General features: G+C 72.2%; 10 protein-coding genes. 8 read left to right on the forward strand and 2 right to left on the reverse strand.

The window, feature by feature from the left end:
* Positions 1 to 6: 6 nt before the first annotated feature.
* The 5 genes from ACAM26_RS01655 to ACAM26_RS01675 are packed head-to-tail and all read left to right on the forward strand — an operon-like array spanning position 7 to position 4,656.
* Positions 7 to 771 (forward strand): cell division ATP-binding protein FtsE, encoded by a 765-nt coding sequence (locus tag ACAM26_RS01655; RefSeq protein WP_123141318.1) that lies wholly within the window; start codon positions 7 to 9, stop codon positions 769 to 771.
* Complete coding sequence (locus ACAM26_RS01660) at positions 768 to 1,838, forward strand: MlaD family protein (RefSeq protein WP_123143469.1); 1,071 nt, start codon at positions 768 to 770, stop codon at positions 1,836 to 1,838. The genes ACAM26_RS01655 and ACAM26_RS01660 overlap by 4 nt, the downstream gene beginning before the upstream one ends.
* Positions 1,826 to 2,440, forward strand: coding sequence for an ABC-type transport auxiliary lipoprotein family protein (locus ACAM26_RS01665; protein WP_369613002.1), 615 nt, complete (start codon positions 1,826 to 1,828; stop codon positions 2,438 to 2,440). The genes ACAM26_RS01660 and ACAM26_RS01665 overlap by 13 nt, the downstream gene beginning before the upstream one ends.
* Positions 2,437 to 3,756, forward strand: coding sequence for a hypothetical protein (locus ACAM26_RS01670; protein ID WP_369613003.1), 1,320 nt, complete (start codon positions 2,437 to 2,439; stop codon positions 3,754 to 3,756). Before ACAM26_RS01665 ends, ACAM26_RS01670 begins: the two co-directional genes overlap by 4 nt.
* Before the next feature lie 9 nt (positions 3,757 to 3,765).
* Positions 3,766 to 4,656 carry a DMT family transporter gene (locus tag ACAM26_RS01675; protein ID WP_132228471.1) on the forward strand — a complete coding sequence of 297 codons (891 nt, stop codon included), beginning with the start codon at positions 3,766 to 3,768 and terminating at the stop codon, positions 4,654 to 4,656.
* Positions 4,657 to 4,663: 7 nt separating this feature from the next.
* Here the strand turns inward: ACAM26_RS01675 and ACAM26_RS01680 are convergent, their stop codons facing one another.
* Positions 4,664 to 9,442 (reverse strand): AAA family ATPase, encoded by a 4,779-nt coding sequence (locus ACAM26_RS01680; RefSeq protein WP_369613004.1) that lies wholly within the window; start codon positions 9,440 to 9,442, stop codon positions 4,664 to 4,666.
* Positions 9,443 to 9,665: 223 nt separating this feature from the next.
* Here ACAM26_RS01680 and ACAM26_RS01685 point away from each other — a divergent pair, with 223 nt between their 5' ends.
* Complete coding sequence (locus tag ACAM26_RS01685; protein ID WP_369613005.1) at positions 9,666 to 11,612, forward strand: SEC-C metal-binding domain-containing protein; 1,947 nt, start codon at positions 9,666 to 9,668, stop codon at positions 11,610 to 11,612.
* A gap of 36 nt (positions 11,613 to 11,648) precedes the next feature.
* Complete coding sequence (locus ACAM26_RS01690) at positions 11,649 to 12,863, forward strand: BPSS1780 family membrane protein (RefSeq protein WP_369613006.1); 1,215 nt, start codon at positions 11,649 to 11,651, stop codon at positions 12,861 to 12,863.
* Here ACAM26_RS01690 and ACAM26_RS01695 read toward each other — a convergent pair.
* Positions 12,860 to 15,085 carry a YgiQ family radical SAM protein gene (locus ACAM26_RS01695; RefSeq protein WP_369613007.1) on the reverse strand — a complete coding sequence of 742 codons (2,226 nt, stop codon included), beginning with the start codon at positions 15,083 to 15,085 and terminating at the stop codon, positions 12,860 to 12,862. The genes ACAM26_RS01690 and ACAM26_RS01695 overlap by 4 nt on opposite strands.
* Before the next feature lie 466 nt (positions 15,086 to 15,551).
* Here ACAM26_RS01695 and pomA point away from each other — a divergent pair, with 466 nt between their 5' ends.
* Positions 15,552 to 16,316 carry a flagellar motor protein PomA gene (gene pomA, locus ACAM26_RS01700; protein WP_369613008.1) on the forward strand — a complete coding sequence of 255 codons (765 nt, stop codon included), beginning with the start codon at positions 15,552 to 15,554 and terminating at the stop codon, positions 16,314 to 16,316.
* Positions 16,317 to 16,324: the final 8 nt, after the last annotated feature.

Here is a 16,324-nt window from a genome sequence, read left to right on the forward strand (position 1 = left end):
CGCGTCATGTCCACCCCGTCACCGGCCCCCACCCCACCACCGGCGCTCGCCATCGCCGGGCTCTACCAGCACGTCGCCGGGCGCTGCGCGCTCTCCGACCTCGACCTCACCCTGCCCGCCGGCGAGTGGCTGCTGATCTGCGGCCCCAACGGCGCCGGCAAGAGCCTGCTCAGTCGGCTGGTGCTGGGACTCGACCACCCCTCGGCGGGTACAATCGCCCTGTTCGGGCAGGACCTCGCGCGGCTCGACGGCGGCGCGATGCGGCGGCTGCGCCGACGCCTCGGTGCGGTGCTCCAGGGCGGCTCGCTGCTGGCCGATCGCAGCGTGCTCGAGAACCTGCTGCTGCCGCTGCGCGAGACGCCGCTGCGCCGCGCCGAGCTGGCGCGCGCGGCGCGACTGGTGGTCACCCTGCTGCAGCTCGACGGGCTCGAACACCACCTGCCGCGCGCGCTCTCGCTGGGCCAGCGGCGGCGCGTCGAGCTCGCCCGCGCGCTCATCCACCAACCCGACCTGCTGGTCTGGGACGGGGTCGCCGACGGCCTCGACCCCAGCGCACTCGGCGAAATCCTGGAGATGCTCGACACCGTGCGACGCAACCGTGCACTGACCCTGATCGCCACCGACAACTCCCCGGCCGCGCTCATCACCCACTGCGAGCACGCGCTGGTGCTCGACCACGGTCGGGCCGTCTATGCCGGACCGAGCGCCGCGCTGCGCGAGACCGCCGCCGCGCGGATCGAGCTGCGCGCGGCGCTGCGGGGGTGGCGATGAGCGAGCGGCTCGAACGGCTCTACTCGCCGCCCGAGATCGACGCCCCGGGCAAGCGCCAGGGACGGGCGATGCGGCGCGACCTGCGCGCCGCCGGGCTGTTCGTGGTGCTGATGGCAGCGGCCTTCGTCGCCCTGCTGGTGGTGCTGTGGCCGGGGCGGCTCGGCGAGGGCTACCGTCTGGTCGCGATCTTTCCCGACGCCACCGGGCTCGCCCCCGGCATCCCGGTGATCCAGGACGGCTACCGTATCGGCCGGGTCGAGCGCGTCGAGCCGGTGTTCGCCAGCGCCGCCGAGCCCGCCCCCTGCGGCGAGCGCGCGCCGCTGCGCCCCTGCTTCCGCGCGCTGCTGCGGATCGCCGACGACTGGCCGCTGGCCGCCGACAGCCGGGCGCGGATCGGCTCGGCCGGGCTGCTCGAGGGCAGCGCGATCAAGATCGCCCCCGGCACCTCGGCCAGCCGGCTCGCGGCCGGGGCGCAACTCCCCACGCTCGCCCCCGAGCCGGACCTGATGGGCCAGCTCGGCGCGCTCACCGCCAGCCTCGACACCCTGGTCGCCGAGACCATCACCCCGGCGCTGCAGAGCATCGCCCGCCAGATCGCCACCATCGAGGCGCTGCTCGGCACCGGCGAGGCGGCCACCGGCAACCAGGCGCGGCTCGCCGGCGCGCTCGATCATCTGCGCGCGCTCACCGCCAAGCTCGACGCCGCGGTCGACGGCGAGTCGATCGCCGCCACCCTGGAGGCGGTCGAGGCGCTCACCACCAACCTCGCCGAGGTCAGCGGCGCGGTGGCCGCGCAGCGCGACGCGCTCGAACGCGCGGTGGCCGACTACGGTGCGCTCGCCAACGAGGTCCGCGCCCTGGTCGCCGACAACCGCCCGGCGCTGCGCCACAGCCTCGATGATACCCAGGCGCTGCTGCAGACCATGAACAACGCGCTGCTGCCGATCCTCACCAACATCGAGGATGCCAGCCGCAACCTCTCGGCGCTCTCGCGTGCGCTGCGCGAGAACCCCGCCAGCCTGCTCCAGGGCCATCCCACCGAGGAACGCACCCCATGGTTCCGCTGACCCGCACACTGCTGCTGCTCGCGCCCCTGCTGCTCGGCGCCTGCGCCGGCGGCGAGCCGATCGAGCGCGACCGCTTCTACCGTCTCGCGCCACCGCCACCGTCCTCGACCACCACCGCCCGGCTCGACGCCAGCGTGCAGGTGCGCGACCTGGCCGCGCGCGGCTTCCTCGGCGGTCGCCAGATCCTCTATCGCACCCGCGCCGAGCCGCGCGAGGTCGGACGCTACGACAGCCTGCTGTGGGAGGAGCCGCTGCCCGGAGCGCTCGCCGACGCCCTCGCCGAGGGCTTGCGCGCGACCGGTCCCTTCGCCCGGGTGCACGCCCCGGCCGAGCGGGTCGAGGCCGACTACGTCCTCAGCGGCGAGCTGATCCGCTTCGAGCACCTGCCCGAGGCCGAGCCGCCCCGGGTCGCCGCCACCCTCGGCCTGACCCTGCAGCGGGCACGCGCGAGGACGCCGCTGTGGCGCACCCGCCTGACGCTCGACGAACCGCTCACCGAATCCACCCCGGCGGCAATGGCCGCGGCCTTCGAGCGACTCGCCGCGCATCTGGTCGAGCAGGCGGTGACGGCGCTCGCGGCGCAACGCCCGGGGGGGCGATGAGCGCGCCCGACCCCTTCGCCGTACTGCTGCCGGCCGCCGCCGCGACCATGCCGGTGGCCTGGGGGGCGGTGCGCATCCCGGCGCTGCCACCGGACTATGCGCCGAGCACGCGCGAGCTCACCGACCCCGACCCCGAGGTGCGCTTCGCCCGTCGCACCATCGCGCGGATCGGCGACGCCGACACCAGCGAACTGCTGCTGATCGACAAGACCGCGCCCCATGCCCGTCACGATCTGATGCTGGTCGCCCCCAGGGCCGGCGCCACCCCGGACGCGCTCGACCCGGCGAGCGCCGCACGCTTCTGGGGCTGCGCGCTGAACTTCGTGCGCTTCGTCTCCGACCCCGCGGTGATCGAGCGCTTCGGGCTCGACGGCGGACAGCTCCATCTCGCCCTCAACTGCGACCCCCACACCCGCGACCGCGAGAGCGTGCAGGCGTCCAAGCAACTCCACCTGCACCTGATCCACTGGGACGCGAGCGAGCTGGCGCCGCTCGCCGCGCCCCAGCCCACGCTCGCCACCCTCGCGCCGCACGATCGCCGCCAGGCGCTCGACCCCGCGACCCTGCCCGGCGCCCGGCTGATCGCCGAGCGGCTCGCCGCACTGCCGCTCGGCATCCCCGGCGCGCGGGTCGTGCCGGTCGACCCGGCGCGCCAGCTCGCCGGGCTCGACCCGCTCGGCTGCACCCTGCGCCTGCCCGGCTGGGAGACCCTGGCGAGCCCCGCCTTCGGAGCCCTGATCGCACGCCTCCACCGGTGTCTCGACGGGCTCGCCGGCGAGCTGCTCGACGCCCTCACCGGCCAGCGCACCCCGCCCTCGCCCTGGCGCCGCCACCGGCTGCGCCCGGTGGCGGCGCGGCGCGCGGCGCTCGAGACGCTCGACTGCTCGGCGGCGAGCCGCGCCGAGCTGGCGGCGCTGGCCGAGCGGCTGCGCGACCTCGCACCGGCGACCGCCGCGCGGCTGGCGCGCGCCACCCCGGCGCGGCGCCAGCAGCTGATGACCCTCGACCAGCCGAGCTACGCGCTCACCCTGCGCGCACCGGCACGCACCCGCACCGCCACGCCGCCGCTCGCCGCGCGCGAGATCGAGCTGGGCATCCAGCCCAAGCTCTTCTGCGGTATCGGCGGGGCCGGACTGCTCGGCATCGACGCCCTGCCCTGCGTGCGCATCGTCCGCGGCGTCGGCACCCTGAGCCCGGCGCAGTGGCGCCAGCGTCTCGCCTTCCAGCAGGACTTCGCGCGCGCCAATCGCGACCAGCTCGCGGTCGCACCGCAGACCCTCGCCCGCTTCCACGGGGCGGCCACCGGCTGGCGCTGAACCGAGCCCATGGACCTCTCCGCCTTCGCCCAGATCTGGATCCTGTTCGCGCTGGCCTCGGCCTTCTTCCACGCCTCGCGCCTGGCCGTCACCAAGCGCCTCAGCCCGAGCTTCTCGGCGCGCGCGCTGACCTTCTATGTCAACCTCGCCAGTCTCGCGGTGACCCTGCCGCTGATCCTCTGGTACCACGACTTCCCGTTGCACCAGCCGGCCTATGTGCTGGCGGTGCTGTGCGGCGGGGTGCTCTCCGGGTTCGGCGGCTGGGCGCTCAACGCCGCGCTGCACCGCAGCGAGGTGTCGCTGGTCGGACCGCTGATGACCCTCACCCCGGGGCTGGCGATCGCCATCGAGTGGCTGCTCACCGGCGCGCTACCGGCACCGCTCGGCTGGCTCGGGGTGGGGTTGCTGATCCTCGGCGGCTACACCCTGGGGATCGACGAGCGAGGCATCCGCTGGCACCGCCCGCTGCGCACCCCGGGACGACGCCTGGCGCTGCTCGCCGCCGCCTGCTTCGCCGCCGCCAGCGTGTTCGGTCGTATCGGCATCCAGCTCAGCGATCCGCTGTCGTTCGCGGTGATGGTGGCGATGGTCAATCCGCTGGTGCTGCTGGTGGTGTTCGGGCTGCAGGACCGGCGCTTCTACGCCGAGCTCACCGGCGCCACCGCGCTGCGCGAGCTCCGCCCGCTGCTGCTGCTCGGGGTGCTGTTCGCGCTGATGCGCATCGCCGACCAGATCGCCCTCAGCCTGGCGCTCGCCTCCTATGTGATGGCGGTCAAGCGCAGCGCCGGGATCTTCTCGGTGCTGCTCGGACGCTGGCTGTTCGCCGAGCCCTATCCGCGCACCCGCCTGCTCGGGGCGAGCATCATGCTGCTCGGGGTGCTGGTACTGACCCTCGGCTGAGACGCACTCAGTCGCCGCGCTGGAAGCGCATCGCCTCGCGGATCAGCGCCAGGCGGGCGCGCTCGGGGCCCCAGATACGCACCCAGGCCGGAGCGATCTCGGAGGACTCGTTCCACAACCGCCACCACACCGCGGCGTTCTCCCAGTAGGCCGCGCCCAGGCTGTTGCCGTCGGGGCTGAAGTGGGCATAGGCGACCCCGCCGAGCGCGGCGTCGAGCACCAGATAGGCGGCCAGCGGCGCGTCCTGGGCACGGCGCGGACGCCGCCACAGCCGCAGCTCGCCGTCGCGCGCGGCGGTCAGCAGCCACTGGCCGTCGGGGCTGAACTCGGCACTGTAGACCCGGTCGCGATGGCCGACGAGGGTCGCCAGCGGCGCCCCGGCGCGGCTCCACAGATAGGCGCGCCCGTCCTGCGCGGCGCTGACCAGGGCGCCGCCATCGGGGGCGAAACCGACCGCGTAGACCAGCCCGGCACCGGCATCGAGGCGACGCGGCCCGACACAACCGGCGCCGTCGAGCTCGACCAGCGCCACCCGGCCGTCCTCGCCGGCGCTGGCCAGGGCCGTGCCGTCGGGCGCGAGCGCGAGGTCGGTGACTGCCGCCCGGTGCGCCTCCAGGGTGCAGAGACGCTGCCAACGTGCCCCGGGCTCGCGACGCATCACCCGCAGGGTGCCGGCGGCGTCGCCACTGGCCACCAGCAGGGCACCGTCGGCGCTCGCACCCACCGCCGCGGCGACCACGCCGTGGCCGTCGTGGGCGAAGGCGCTGGGCAACGGCAGGGCGCTGCAGTCGGCCGGATCCCACAGCCGCAGCGGCGTCTCGGGGACATCGGCAGCGGTCAACAACCAGCGCCCGTCGGGGGCAAACAACACCTGATGGACGCCACCACAGCTCGCCGCCTCGGGGTCGGCACAACGCCGATCGACCTGGGCGCGACAGCTCCCACCGCCCTCGAGGTCCCAGACCCGCGCCGCACCGTCGAACCCGGCGCTCGCCAGCCAGCGCGCACCGGGCGAGAAGCCGACCCGGCGCACCCGGACCTCCGGGGCGTGCTGCAATCGATGCAGCAACCGTGGCGCCTGCTCGGGGTGCGCGCGATCATGGCTCCACAGCTCGACCCGCCCGTCGAAGGCGGCGGTCGCCATCAAGACCTCGTCGCCGTCGCCGGGCGCGGCCAGCGCCAGGTGCCAGACGTGGTCGTCCTGTTCGAGGCGGAACGACAGCCCGTCGGCCGGCGCCACCGACCACAGCCGCGCCGAGCCGTCGCGCGCCGAGTAGGTCAGCACCCGCGACCCGTCGGCGCTGAAGCGCGCCCCCGAGACCGGGCCGTCGTGGCTGAACACCGCCAGCTCCCGCCCGGTCCGCAGCCCCCACAGCCGTGCGGTCTTGTCGAGCGAGGCGCTGAGCACCAGCGCCTCCTCGTCGCCGGCGACGAGCTCCACCCGGTCGACGCTCAGCCCATGATGACCGAGCACCTCGGCCGCCCCGTTCGCCAGCGTCCAGCGCACCACCTGACCGGCGTCGTCGACCGCCACCAGGAACCGATCATCGGGGGAGAAGACGAGGTCGCGCACCGCGCTCTCGTGTACCCGCAGGGTGCGTCCATCACGCTCCAGGGCGCCGAGGGTGGTCTGCAGCCGACCATCGAGCCCATAGAGACGCACCCGCTCGTCGGCCGAAGCGACCGCCACCCGCTCGCCGGCATGATCGAAGCGGGCGCGGTTGGTGGGGCGATCGAGCGCACCGCCGCGCGGCAGCCGCGCCCGCTCGGCACCGCTGGCGGCATCGAGCAACAGCGCCCGGCCATCGCGCGAGGCGGTCGCCAGCAGCGCGCCGTCGGGGGAGAAGTCGAGGCTGCGGATCTCGGCCTGGTGCAGGACCCGCTGCCAGCGCACCCGCCCGGGCGTGGCGAGATCGACCATGCACACCGCCACGCCCGCGTCGACGACCCGGGTGAGCGCCAGCCCACGCCCGTCCGGGGCGAGTTCGAGCACCTCGCCGGGCGCACCGGCGCAGCGCCAGTCCGGCGCGCCCGGCGCCTCCAGCGGCAGGCGCCAGACGCCCTCGGCGCCGATCCCGAAGACCTCGACCGCATCCCCCCCGCCGGTCACCCGCAGTGCATCGAGCGCCGCACCCGGCGGGGCGAGCGTCCCGGCAGCGACGAAACGCCCGTCGCGCAGCCGCCACAGTCGCGCGCCGTCGGCACGCGAGAGGGTCGCCAGCCAGGCGCCGTCGTCGCTGAAGGCCGGCGGCAGCGGGCGCTCGGGATCGGCTCCCGGGGACTCGGCCAGCGCCAGCAGATGGTTGCGGGTGAAGGCGTCAGCCAGGGTATCGGTGGCCGCCGCCGGCAGATACGGGGCAGCGCCGATCGCCAGCTCCACCGCCTCCGGGGTGTTGCCCTGGTCGATCGCCGCCGCGGCCTCCTTGAGCCGGCTGTACTGGAGGTTGAGGGTGGCCTGACGCGAGGCGTCCCAGGCCCAGTAAGCGGCCGCGCTGGCCGCCAGCAGCAGCCCGAGCAGCGCCACCCCGGTCAGCCGCACCCAGCGGTTGCGCCGACGTTGCGCCAGCAGATGGGCGCGCGAGTGCGCCAGATAGGCGCGTTCGAGCGCTTCGAGCTCGTCCTCGTGGGCGGCGACGAATGCGGCGAGCGCGGCGTGTCCGGTCTCACCGAGCAGATACTCGCGATTGCAGTCGGTACGCCGCCACAGCCACGCCTGACGTGAGAGTCGATAGCGCAGCCGCAGCGCCCGGGCATGCTCGGGCATGCCCGCCCAGTCGCGCAGCACCGGCCAGCAGCGCGCCAGCGCCGGATGGACCAATCGCGCCACCGCGCGCCCTTCGGCCCAGGGGGGGCGCTCCAGAGACGGTTCGGCCGGCGGCCTCTCCTCGTCGACGGGACGCGTCTCGCGCCAGCCACCGACCCGCACCAGCCATTCCTCGCGGCTCTGCGCCAGCAATCGGCGCAACGCTGCCGCCAGACCGAACGCCGGCGGCGGCACGACCGCCGCCCCCCCACCCTCGGGGTCGCGCTCGATCACCACCAGCCGCGCCGCGACCAGGGACTCGAGCAGCACCATTGCCTGGGGGTGGGCGGCCAGGGTGGCGAGATCGCCATCACGCGCGCCGGGCAGACGCTGCTCACCGCTCTCCAGCACCAGCAGGGCACGGCAGAGCACCGGCAGGGCCGCGCGCGCGCGCTCATCGAGCTGCGCCCAGAGCCGGTCGGCGCGCGCGCGCAGCAGTCCATCGAGGCCGCCCAGGGCGTGATAGTCGCTCACCAGCAGTCGTCGCGTGCCACGCCGCCCGGCGGCCTGATGCAGCTCCTCGAGTACCAGCTCGAGCAGCGGCGGCCAGTGGTGCACCGCGGCGAGGTCGGCCTCCAGCCGTTCGACCAGACCACGCTCGCCGACGGCGCTCTCCTCGACGTGCTCGATCCCGGCGACCCGCGCCGGGATCTCGACCAACTGGCGGATCCGCGCCGGGGCGATCGGCGCCAACGGATACCAGGCCTCCTCATCGACCAGGGCAGCAAACTCGGACCGATCGGTGAGCCCGGCGAGGGCGTCGTCGCGCAGGGTGGCGATCACCCAGATCCGCTCCGAGCGGGCGAGCGCGGCGAGCGCGCGGGCGCAGGCCTCGGCCTCGGCCGTCCGCGCCGCGACATGCGCCAGCAGAGGGTCGAGCGGATCGCAGAGCAGCGCCAGGCGCCACTCGCCCCCCTCGACGCCCTGCAGCCGATCGAGCGCGGCGCCGACCTGGCCGGCGCCGAGTTCGGGGTCACGCGCCAGCAGCCGCGCCAGCGCCGCGGCGTCGAGCCCGCCCCCGGCGAGCGCGTCGCCGAGCACCGCGGGCGCGCAGAGGGCGGCGGCCAGCGCCTGCAGCGGGCGCGTGCCGGCAAGATCCGGGGCGCACCAGCGACAGCCGCCGACCCCGACGAAGAGGAAGGGGCGCAGCAGCCGGGGCAGCAACCCGGCCTGAAGCAGCGAGCTCTTGCCCACCCCGCTGGCACCGCTGATCAGCAGCAGGCCACGGCCGCGCGCGCGCAGCCGCTCGAGCCGTGCGACCAGCTCGCGCACCTCGCTCTCGCGCCCGGTGAACACCGGCTCGTCGGCGAGCGCAAAGGCGTGCTCGGGGCGAAACGGCGAGCCGCGCCAGTCGGCGGCGCCGACGCTCGCTCGACGCTCGGCGCTGATGCGACGGTTGAGCAGCTTGCGCAGCTGGCTCTCGACCAGCTCGCGCAGCGCGCGTGCATCCTCGAATTGGCGGAAGGCGCGCTTGAAGCTGCCGTCGGGGTTGAAGAAATGGCGCTGGAAGAAGGCCTCGAGCCGCTGGCGCTCATCCACCGCCTCGCGGGTGCGCGCGGCGTCGTTGACGTCGATCAGACAGGGCGCCTGCTTGCGATAGACCAGCACCTCGGGGGAGCCGGCCCGCGCCGAGGCCTCGACCGCGTCGACGAACTCCCACTCGGTCCCGGTCATGCCGCCATAGGGTTCCTCGGCGAGCGGGGTGCCGAGCCGGGTCCACAGCATCACCAGCACGATCTCGCACTCGGCCGGGCGCACCAGCCCGGCCTGGAAGCTCTGCGCCGCGGTCAGCGCCTCCTCCTCCCAGAGCACCGCCGAGAGGTCGAAGTAGGGGCGATACTCGCGCGCCAGGGCGAGGATCAGATCGCGCACCAGCGCCCGCTCGTGCTCGAGATCGGAGGGCGAGGAGACGAACACCCGCAGCCGCGGTGTGGCTGCGGCGGGGCGCTCTGTGGGGTGGTTTGAGAGGTCGGTCTCGGTCATGAAGGGGGCACGAGGGCAGCGCAATGGATCGCCCCTCAACTATAACGCGCAGGGCACCGGCAGCCGCCCACACAAGGCCGAGGTGACGGGTTACAATGGTTCTCAGCACTGTCTCCCGGAGACGCGCCGGGCCGGATCTGGACCCGTACGCGGCCCGGGCGACGCCGAACCGACGGGGCGCGATCGTGGAGCATGCGCCCCGAACTGCGCGGAGGAACGCGTCATGTTCCACCCAGAAAGCGCCGAAACCGATCGTTTCGAGCAAGTCATCGTCCAGTCGATCCGACGTATCCTCGCCGCTGCCGGTCCCGAGGAGTTTCTCGCCTGGGCGCAGGCGCGGATCCCCGACCTGCTCGGCCTCTCGGTCGGTCCCCTCGACGACGACGAACACCGCCGACTCGCCGGGCTGCTGGGGATGGCGATCTGGAACGCCGCACCGACGCCGGCCAATGGCTTCCGGCCCAGCCCGCTGACCGATCTCGCCGACGATGCCCCCTGCCCCTGCGGCTCGGGACAACGTTATCGCGACTGCTGCGCCACGCTCGAGGAGCTGCCCGAACTCTCCACCGAGCTGATCTGGGAGTTCCTCCTCGACGAGCTCTCGGACAGCGAGCTGCGCGAGGCCCTGCGCCTCGATGCGGTGCCCGGACCGCTGCTGGCCCGGGTCGCCGACCGCTGGCTCGAGGAGGACTATCCGCGCCGTGTCGTCAATCTGCTCGAACCCCTGTTCGCCGGCTCGCTCGACGCGCTCGACGCGCGCTACGAACCGGCGCTCGACCTGCTCTGTGACGCCTATGACCGGCTCGATCACTGGCGCAAGAAGCGCGCCTTCCTCGAACGGCTGAGCACTGGCGACAACCGCGTGCTGAGCGCCGCGGCCTGGCAGCGACGCAGCGCCATGGCGATCGACGAGGGCGACTTCGAGCAGGCCACCGCGGCCTTCACCGAGGCGCTGCGCAACGGCCCCGACTCGCCCGGCACCGCACTGCTCGAGATCACCCTGCTCGCCGCCCAGCACCGCGATCGACTGGCGCGCGAGCGCGCGCGTTTCTGGCTGCACCGCTTCCGCCGACAGGGCGACGTCGAACCGAGCTTCCTCGACTTCCTCGCCCAGGCCATCGAAGACCCGCAGACGGCACTGGTCGACACCCACGCCGACTCGATCGACCCCGACCTGGTGGACCTGCACGACTGGATGGCGGTGGCAACCGCACGCCCGCTGCCACGGCTCGACGCGGTCCCGGTACGCGACCACCCTCCAGAGGTCGCGAGCGGCCAACTCGCGCTGTTCGAGGGCGCGCCAACCGATCACGCGCCCACCGAAGCGGGTGGCGAGCCGGTCTGGAGCAGCCCGGCACAACTGCGCGCCCCGGTCGCGGTGCGCCGTATCGAGAGCCGCTGGCGCGCCCGCTTCCCCAGCGACAAGCCGGTCTCGATCCAGCTCGCGCCCCATGACGCCCACGCGATCTGGGAAGACACCGCATGGCTCGACCACCTGCTCGGCCACCCCGAGCTGGCCGACAGCCTGGAGGTGCTCGACGATCTCGCCACCGCGCTCTACGCCCATCCCGAGAGCGCACTGCCGTGGATGGCGCACGCCCTGCTGCGTCCCCTGCTCGAACGCGCCTGGTCGATGATCACCACGGCGGTGCCAGCCGACGGGCATCACCACCTGCCGTGGTCGATCACCGCCAATCGCCCGGCGCTGCGACTGCTCTTCCGACGCTATCTCTATCTCAGCGCCGAGGACGAGCAGGAGGCCGCGATCGCCACCCTCGAGGCATTGCTGCGACTCAACCCCCAGGACAACCACGGGGTGCGCGCCGAGCTGATGAACCACTATCTGCGCGCAGGGCTCGACGAGCGCGCGCTGGCGCTCGCCGCGCGCTTCCCCGACGACCTGCTGGCCGATCTCGCCTATGGTGAGGTACTCGCACTCTATCGACTCGGTCGCCAGGAGCGCGCCCGGCAGGCGCTGGGACGGGCGATGCACCGACTGCCGCGCATCCCCCACTACCTCACCCGCAAGCGCATCAAGCGCCCGCAGCTCGACCCGCACGGGATCACCCCCGGCGGCGAGGATCAGGCCTGGCTCTATCGCGAGGCGATGCGCGATGTCTGGGCCGCCGAACCCGGTATCCTCGCCTGGCTGAAGCGGCTCACCGCCTGACCCGGATTCCCGCGTCCAACCACAGGAACCGTATCGATGGAAGCACGCTATCGCATCGTATTCACCGGTGAACTCGCCCCTGGCAAGAAGGTCCAGACGGTGGTCCCCGAACTCGCCGCCAAGTTCCGCATGCGCAAGGAGCAGGCCCGCGAGATCCTCCTCGGCGGCGCCGAGCAGACGCTCAAGCACGACCTGCCCGAACACAAGGCCGAGCGCTATCGCGAGGCGCTCGAGGCGATCGGGCTGATGGTGCGCATCGAGCGCCAGGACACGCCGCAAGAGGCCCCGGAGACCGCCGCCCCGGCGCGCGACGAGCGCCCGTCGATGAGCGGCGCCACACGCTGTCCCAAGTGCGGCGCGCTGGAGGTCTCGCCGGTGACCGGGGTCTGCCAGGCCTGCGGGGTGGTCGCCGAGCGCTACCAGGCCAACCAGACGCGCACCGAGACCGACGACCCCTATGCCCCGCCCCAGGCCGACCTCACCCCGCCGCCGCGCGCCGAGGCCGGCGACGACCAGCTCCAGGATCCGGTCGCCGTCGGCGCCGGACGCGGCTGGGGCTGGGTGGCCGACGGCTGGTCGCTGTTCCGCGCCCAGCCGCTGCCCTGGATCGGCGCGCTGGTGTTGTTCTATCTGATCCTGATCGTCGCCAACCTGGTGCCGGTGGTCGGCAGCCTCGCCAGCACCGTGCTCGGCCCGATGTTCACCGGCGGGCTGATGCTCGGCGCCCATGCGCAATATCGTGGTGAGCGTTTCGGTGTCGCCCATCTGTTCGCCGGCTTCAGCACCCGGCCAGGTCCGCTGGCGCTGATCGGGCTGCTCTATCTCGTCCTGACCATCGCCATCGTTGCGGTGATCATGCTGCTGATGGTCGGGCTCGGACTCGGTGCCGCCGCCTTTACCCCGATGACCGGCGCGCCGCTCGACCCGGCGCCACTCGATCCGATGGCGACCATGGCCCCCGGGGTGGTGCTGGGGATGGTCGCGATGGTCGCGCTGCTGATCATCCCGGTGGTGATGGCGACCCTGTTCGCCCCGGCGCTGGTGGCGATCGAGGGGGTGGCAGTACTGCGCGCCTTCAAGTTGAGCTTCATCGGCTGTCTGCGCAATATCCTGCCCTTCCTGGTCTACGGTCTAGTGGCCTTCGGGCTGCTGATCATCGGCTCGATCCCGCTGATGCTCGGACTGCTGGTGGTGACCCCACTGCTACTCCTCGCCATCTATCGCGCCTATCGCGACATCTACTACGGCTAGCGGTCGCGGCGGCGGCCCTTGCCGCCGCCACGCCCGACGGCGGGACGACGTCCCGTCGGCCGCTCCCCGCCACCCTTCTCGGTCTTGCGCCGCCCCCCCGTCCCGACGCTCGTCTTGACCGACCCGCGCGCGCCCTTGCGCTGGGGCGCCGACGAGGGGCGCTGAGCAGGGCGCGCCAGACTACCGTCGGGACGTCGCCGCCCCTCGGGGACGCCGCCGGTACCGGCGGGCTGGAAACTCGGCACCAGGTGGCGCTTGCCGTTGCCGATGAGATCGGCGCGGCCCATCTCCTTGAGCGCGCGGCGCAGCAGCGGCCAGTTCTCCGGGTCGTGATAGCGCAACAGCGCCTTGTGCAACCGACGCTGACGCTGACCGCGCGGCACCACCACCCGCTCGGCGTCGCGATGGACCCGTTTGAGCGGGTTGAGACCGGTGTGGTACATGGTCGAGGCCGGCGACAGCGGGGTCGGCAGGAAGGCCTGCACCTGATCGACGCGCAGCCCGTGACGCTTGAGCCAGAGCGCGAGGTTGACCATGTCGAGGTCGGTGGTACCGGGGTGGGCGGCGATGAAATAGGGGATCAGGTACTGCTCCTTGCCGGCCTCGCGCGAGTAGCGCTCGAACAGCTCGCTGAAGCGGTCGAAGATCTCGATCCCGGGCTTCATCATCATCGCCAGTGGCCCGGCCTCGGTGTGCTCGGGGGCGATCTTGAGATAGCCGCCGACATGATGGGTGACCAGCTCGCGGATATAGGCCGGGGAGCGCAACGCGAGGTCGTAGCGCAACCCCGAGGCGATGCGGATGCGCTTGATCCCGGAGACCGAGCGCGCCTTGCGATAGAGCTCGATCAGCGGCGCGTGGTCGGCGTCGAGGTTGCGACAGATCTGCGGATAGATGCACGAGAGCCGTCGGCAGGCGGCCTGCGCCCGAGGGTTCTTGCAGGCCATCCGCCACATGTTGGCGCTGGGACCGCCGAGGTCCGAGATCGACCCCTTGAACCCCGGCGTGCGGTCGCGGATCTCCTCGACCTCGCGCAGCACCGAGGCCTCCGATCGACTCTGCACGATGCGCCCCTCGTGCTCGGTGATCGAGCAGAAACTGCAGCCGCCGAAGCAGCCACGCATCATGTTCACCGAGCAGCTGATCATCTCCCAGGCCGGCAGCCGCGCTGCGCCATAGCTCGAGTGCGGACGACGCGCGAAGGGCAGCTCGAAGAGGCGATCGAGTTCGGCGGTGCTCAGCGGGATCGGCGGCGGATTGAGCCAGACGTCGCGCGCGCCGTGCGCCTGCACCAGGGCACGGGCGTTGCCCGGGTTGGTCTCGAGGTGGAACACCCGCGAGGCATGGGCGTAGAGCACCGGGTCGTCGCGGACCTGCTCGAACGACGGCAGCCGGATCACGGTATGGGCGCGCGCGGCGCGCGCCGGCACTGGCGGGCGCGGCGGCGGGGTCTCGGGGCAGGGCGGCTGCTCGGCATAGGGGTTGGGGTGCGGATCAACCCGCCCGGGACGATCGAGCACGCTGGCGTCGAGCTCGCTCCAGCCGGCGAGCGGGCTGTTGGTCATAAAGGCGGTGCCGCGCAGGTCGCGGATGGTCTCGACCGGCTCGCCGGCGGCGAGCCGGTGGGCGAGTTCGACCAGCGCACGCTCGGCGTTGCCGAACAGCAACAGATCGGCCTTGGAGTCGGCGAGGACGCTGCGCCGCACCGTCTCCGACCAGTAATCGTAGTGGGCGATACGGCGCAGGCTCGCCTCGATCCCGCCGAGCACCACCGGCACGCCCTTGAAGGCCTCACGCGCGCGTTGGGCATAGACCACGGCGGCACGGTCCGGACGCCGTCCGGGTACGGCATCAGGGGTGTAGGCGTCATCCGAGCGCAACCGGCGCTCGGCGGTGTAGTGGTTGACCATCGAGTCCATGTTGCCGCCGGTGACGCCGAAGAACAGGTTCGGTCGTCCCAGCCGGCGGAAATCCTCCGCCGTGGTCCAGTCGGGCTGGGCGATGATGCCGACACGAAAGCCCTGCGACTCGAGCACCCGGCCGATGATGGCCATGCCGAAAGATGGGTGATCGACATAGGCGTCACCACAGATGATGATGACGTCGCAGCTGTCCCAGCCGAGCAGGTCCATCTCGGCACGGCTCATCGGCAACTCCGGGGCGGTGCCGAACTTGTGGGCCCAGTAACGGCGGTAGGAGAAGATATCTTGGGGGGTGTTCATCAACGACTGGCGGCATGACTCAGGGCAATCGTTCATTTTATAACCTCGCAGCGAACGGCACCGAGCCCATGGTCATCGTCCGGTCATCACGGGCTGGACCGTCGGCAACCGATCGCTGACAATCTGTGGTTTCGGGCCACCGATCCGACACGCGCCGAAGGTGCGCGCTCATTGGCCGGCTCACGCGGAAAACGTGATCAACACCCTGAAAATCATCGTTTTCCCCTGGAAAGCCGCGACGTGTCGCACCATGTCGATCGTTTCGCGGGACGACAAGCCATCAACCTCCGGTAGTCGAACACACCATCACCGCAGGCACCCGCGCGGAACCAGCCAGGCCTCCCAGCCATGGTCCACGCCCCGCGCACCGACCACGCGCTGATGACGGGACACGACCAACCCGGGGCGCACGCCACCCGGTGATGGCGACACACCTCGACACGGGCGCAACAGGAGAGAAGACGAAGTGGATCTGGCGACCTTACTGGGCATGATCGGTGCCAGCGGCGTCATCATCGGCGCAATCGCGCTCGGTGGCGACATCACGCTCTTCATCAACGTGCCCTCGCTGTTGATCGTCATCGGCGGTACCGCCTTTGCGGTGATGTTCCGCGCCACCATGAGCCAGTTCATCGGCAGCTTCAAGGTCGCCATGGGGGCCTTCTTCAGCAAGAACGTGGCGCCGCAGACGCTGATCGAGGAGGCCGTCGAGCTGGCCAATGTCGCGCGCAAGGAGGGCATCCTCGCGCTCGAGGGGCGCGAGATCTCCCATCCCTTCCTCGAGACCGGCATCAGCATGTGCATCGACGGCCACCCGCCGGAGGTGGTGCAGAAGGTGCTCAGCAAGGACATCAACCTCACCATCCAGCGCCAGGAAGCCGGTTACAGCGTGTTCAAGGCCACCGGCGACGTCGCCCCGGCAATGGGCATGATCGGCACCCTGATCGGACTGGTGCAGATGCTCGCCAACATGGACGACCCCAAGGCGATCGGCCCGGCGATGGCCGTCGCCCTGCTCACCACCCTCTACGGTGCGGTGATCGCCAATGCCTTTGCCATCCCCATCGCCGAGAAGCTCAAGCTGCGCAGCATCGAGGAGAAGCTCAACAAATCACTGATCCTGGAGTCGATCTCGGGAATCCAGGAGGGCGTCAACCCGCGCGTGCTGGAGCAGATGCTGATGACCTACCTGCCCGAGAATCAGCGCCAGAGCGCCAGCAAGGACGGCTGATGCCGTCC

Origin of the sequence: Marichromatium sp. PS1, assembly GCF_041155115.1 — a bacterium.
GTDB classification, from domain to species: Bacteria; Pseudomonadota; Gammaproteobacteria; order Chromatiales; family Chromatiaceae; genus Marichromatium; species Marichromatium gracile.

Excerpts from the sequence above, each read along its gene's own strand:
- ACAM26_RS01655 (WP_123141318.1), top strand. The coding sequence starts at position 7 with ATGTCCACCCCGTCACCGGCCCCCACCCCACCACCGGCGCTCGCCATC.
- ACAM26_RS01675 (WP_132228471.1), top strand. The coding sequence starts at position 3,766 with ATGGACCTCTCCGCCTTCGCCCAGATCTGGATCCTGTTCGCGCTGGCC.
- ACAM26_RS01695 (WP_369613007.1), bottom strand. The coding sequence starts at position 15,085 with ATGAACACCCCCCAAGATATCTTCTCCTACCGCCGTTACTGGGCCCAC.
- ACAM26_RS01660 (WP_123143469.1), top strand. The coding sequence starts at position 768 with ATGAGCGAGCGGCTCGAACGGCTCTACTCGCCGCCCGAGATCGACGCC.
- ACAM26_RS01665 (WP_369613002.1), top strand. The coding sequence starts at position 1,826 with ATGGTTCCGCTGACCCGCACACTGCTGCTGCTCGCGCCCCTGCTGCTC.
- ACAM26_RS01685 (WP_369613005.1), top strand. The coding sequence starts at position 9,666 with ATGTTCCACCCAGAAAGCGCCGAAACCGATCGTTTCGAGCAAGTCATC.
- ACAM26_RS01690 (WP_369613006.1), top strand. The coding sequence starts at position 11,649 with ATGGAAGCACGCTATCGCATCGTATTCACCGGTGAACTCGCCCCTGGC.
- ACAM26_RS01680 (WP_369613004.1), bottom strand. The coding sequence starts at position 9,442 with ATGACCGAGACCGACCTCTCAAACCACCCCACAGAGCGCCCCGCCGCA.
- ACAM26_RS01670 (WP_369613003.1), top strand. The coding sequence starts at position 2,437 with ATGAGCGCGCCCGACCCCTTCGCCGTACTGCTGCCGGCCGCCGCCGCG.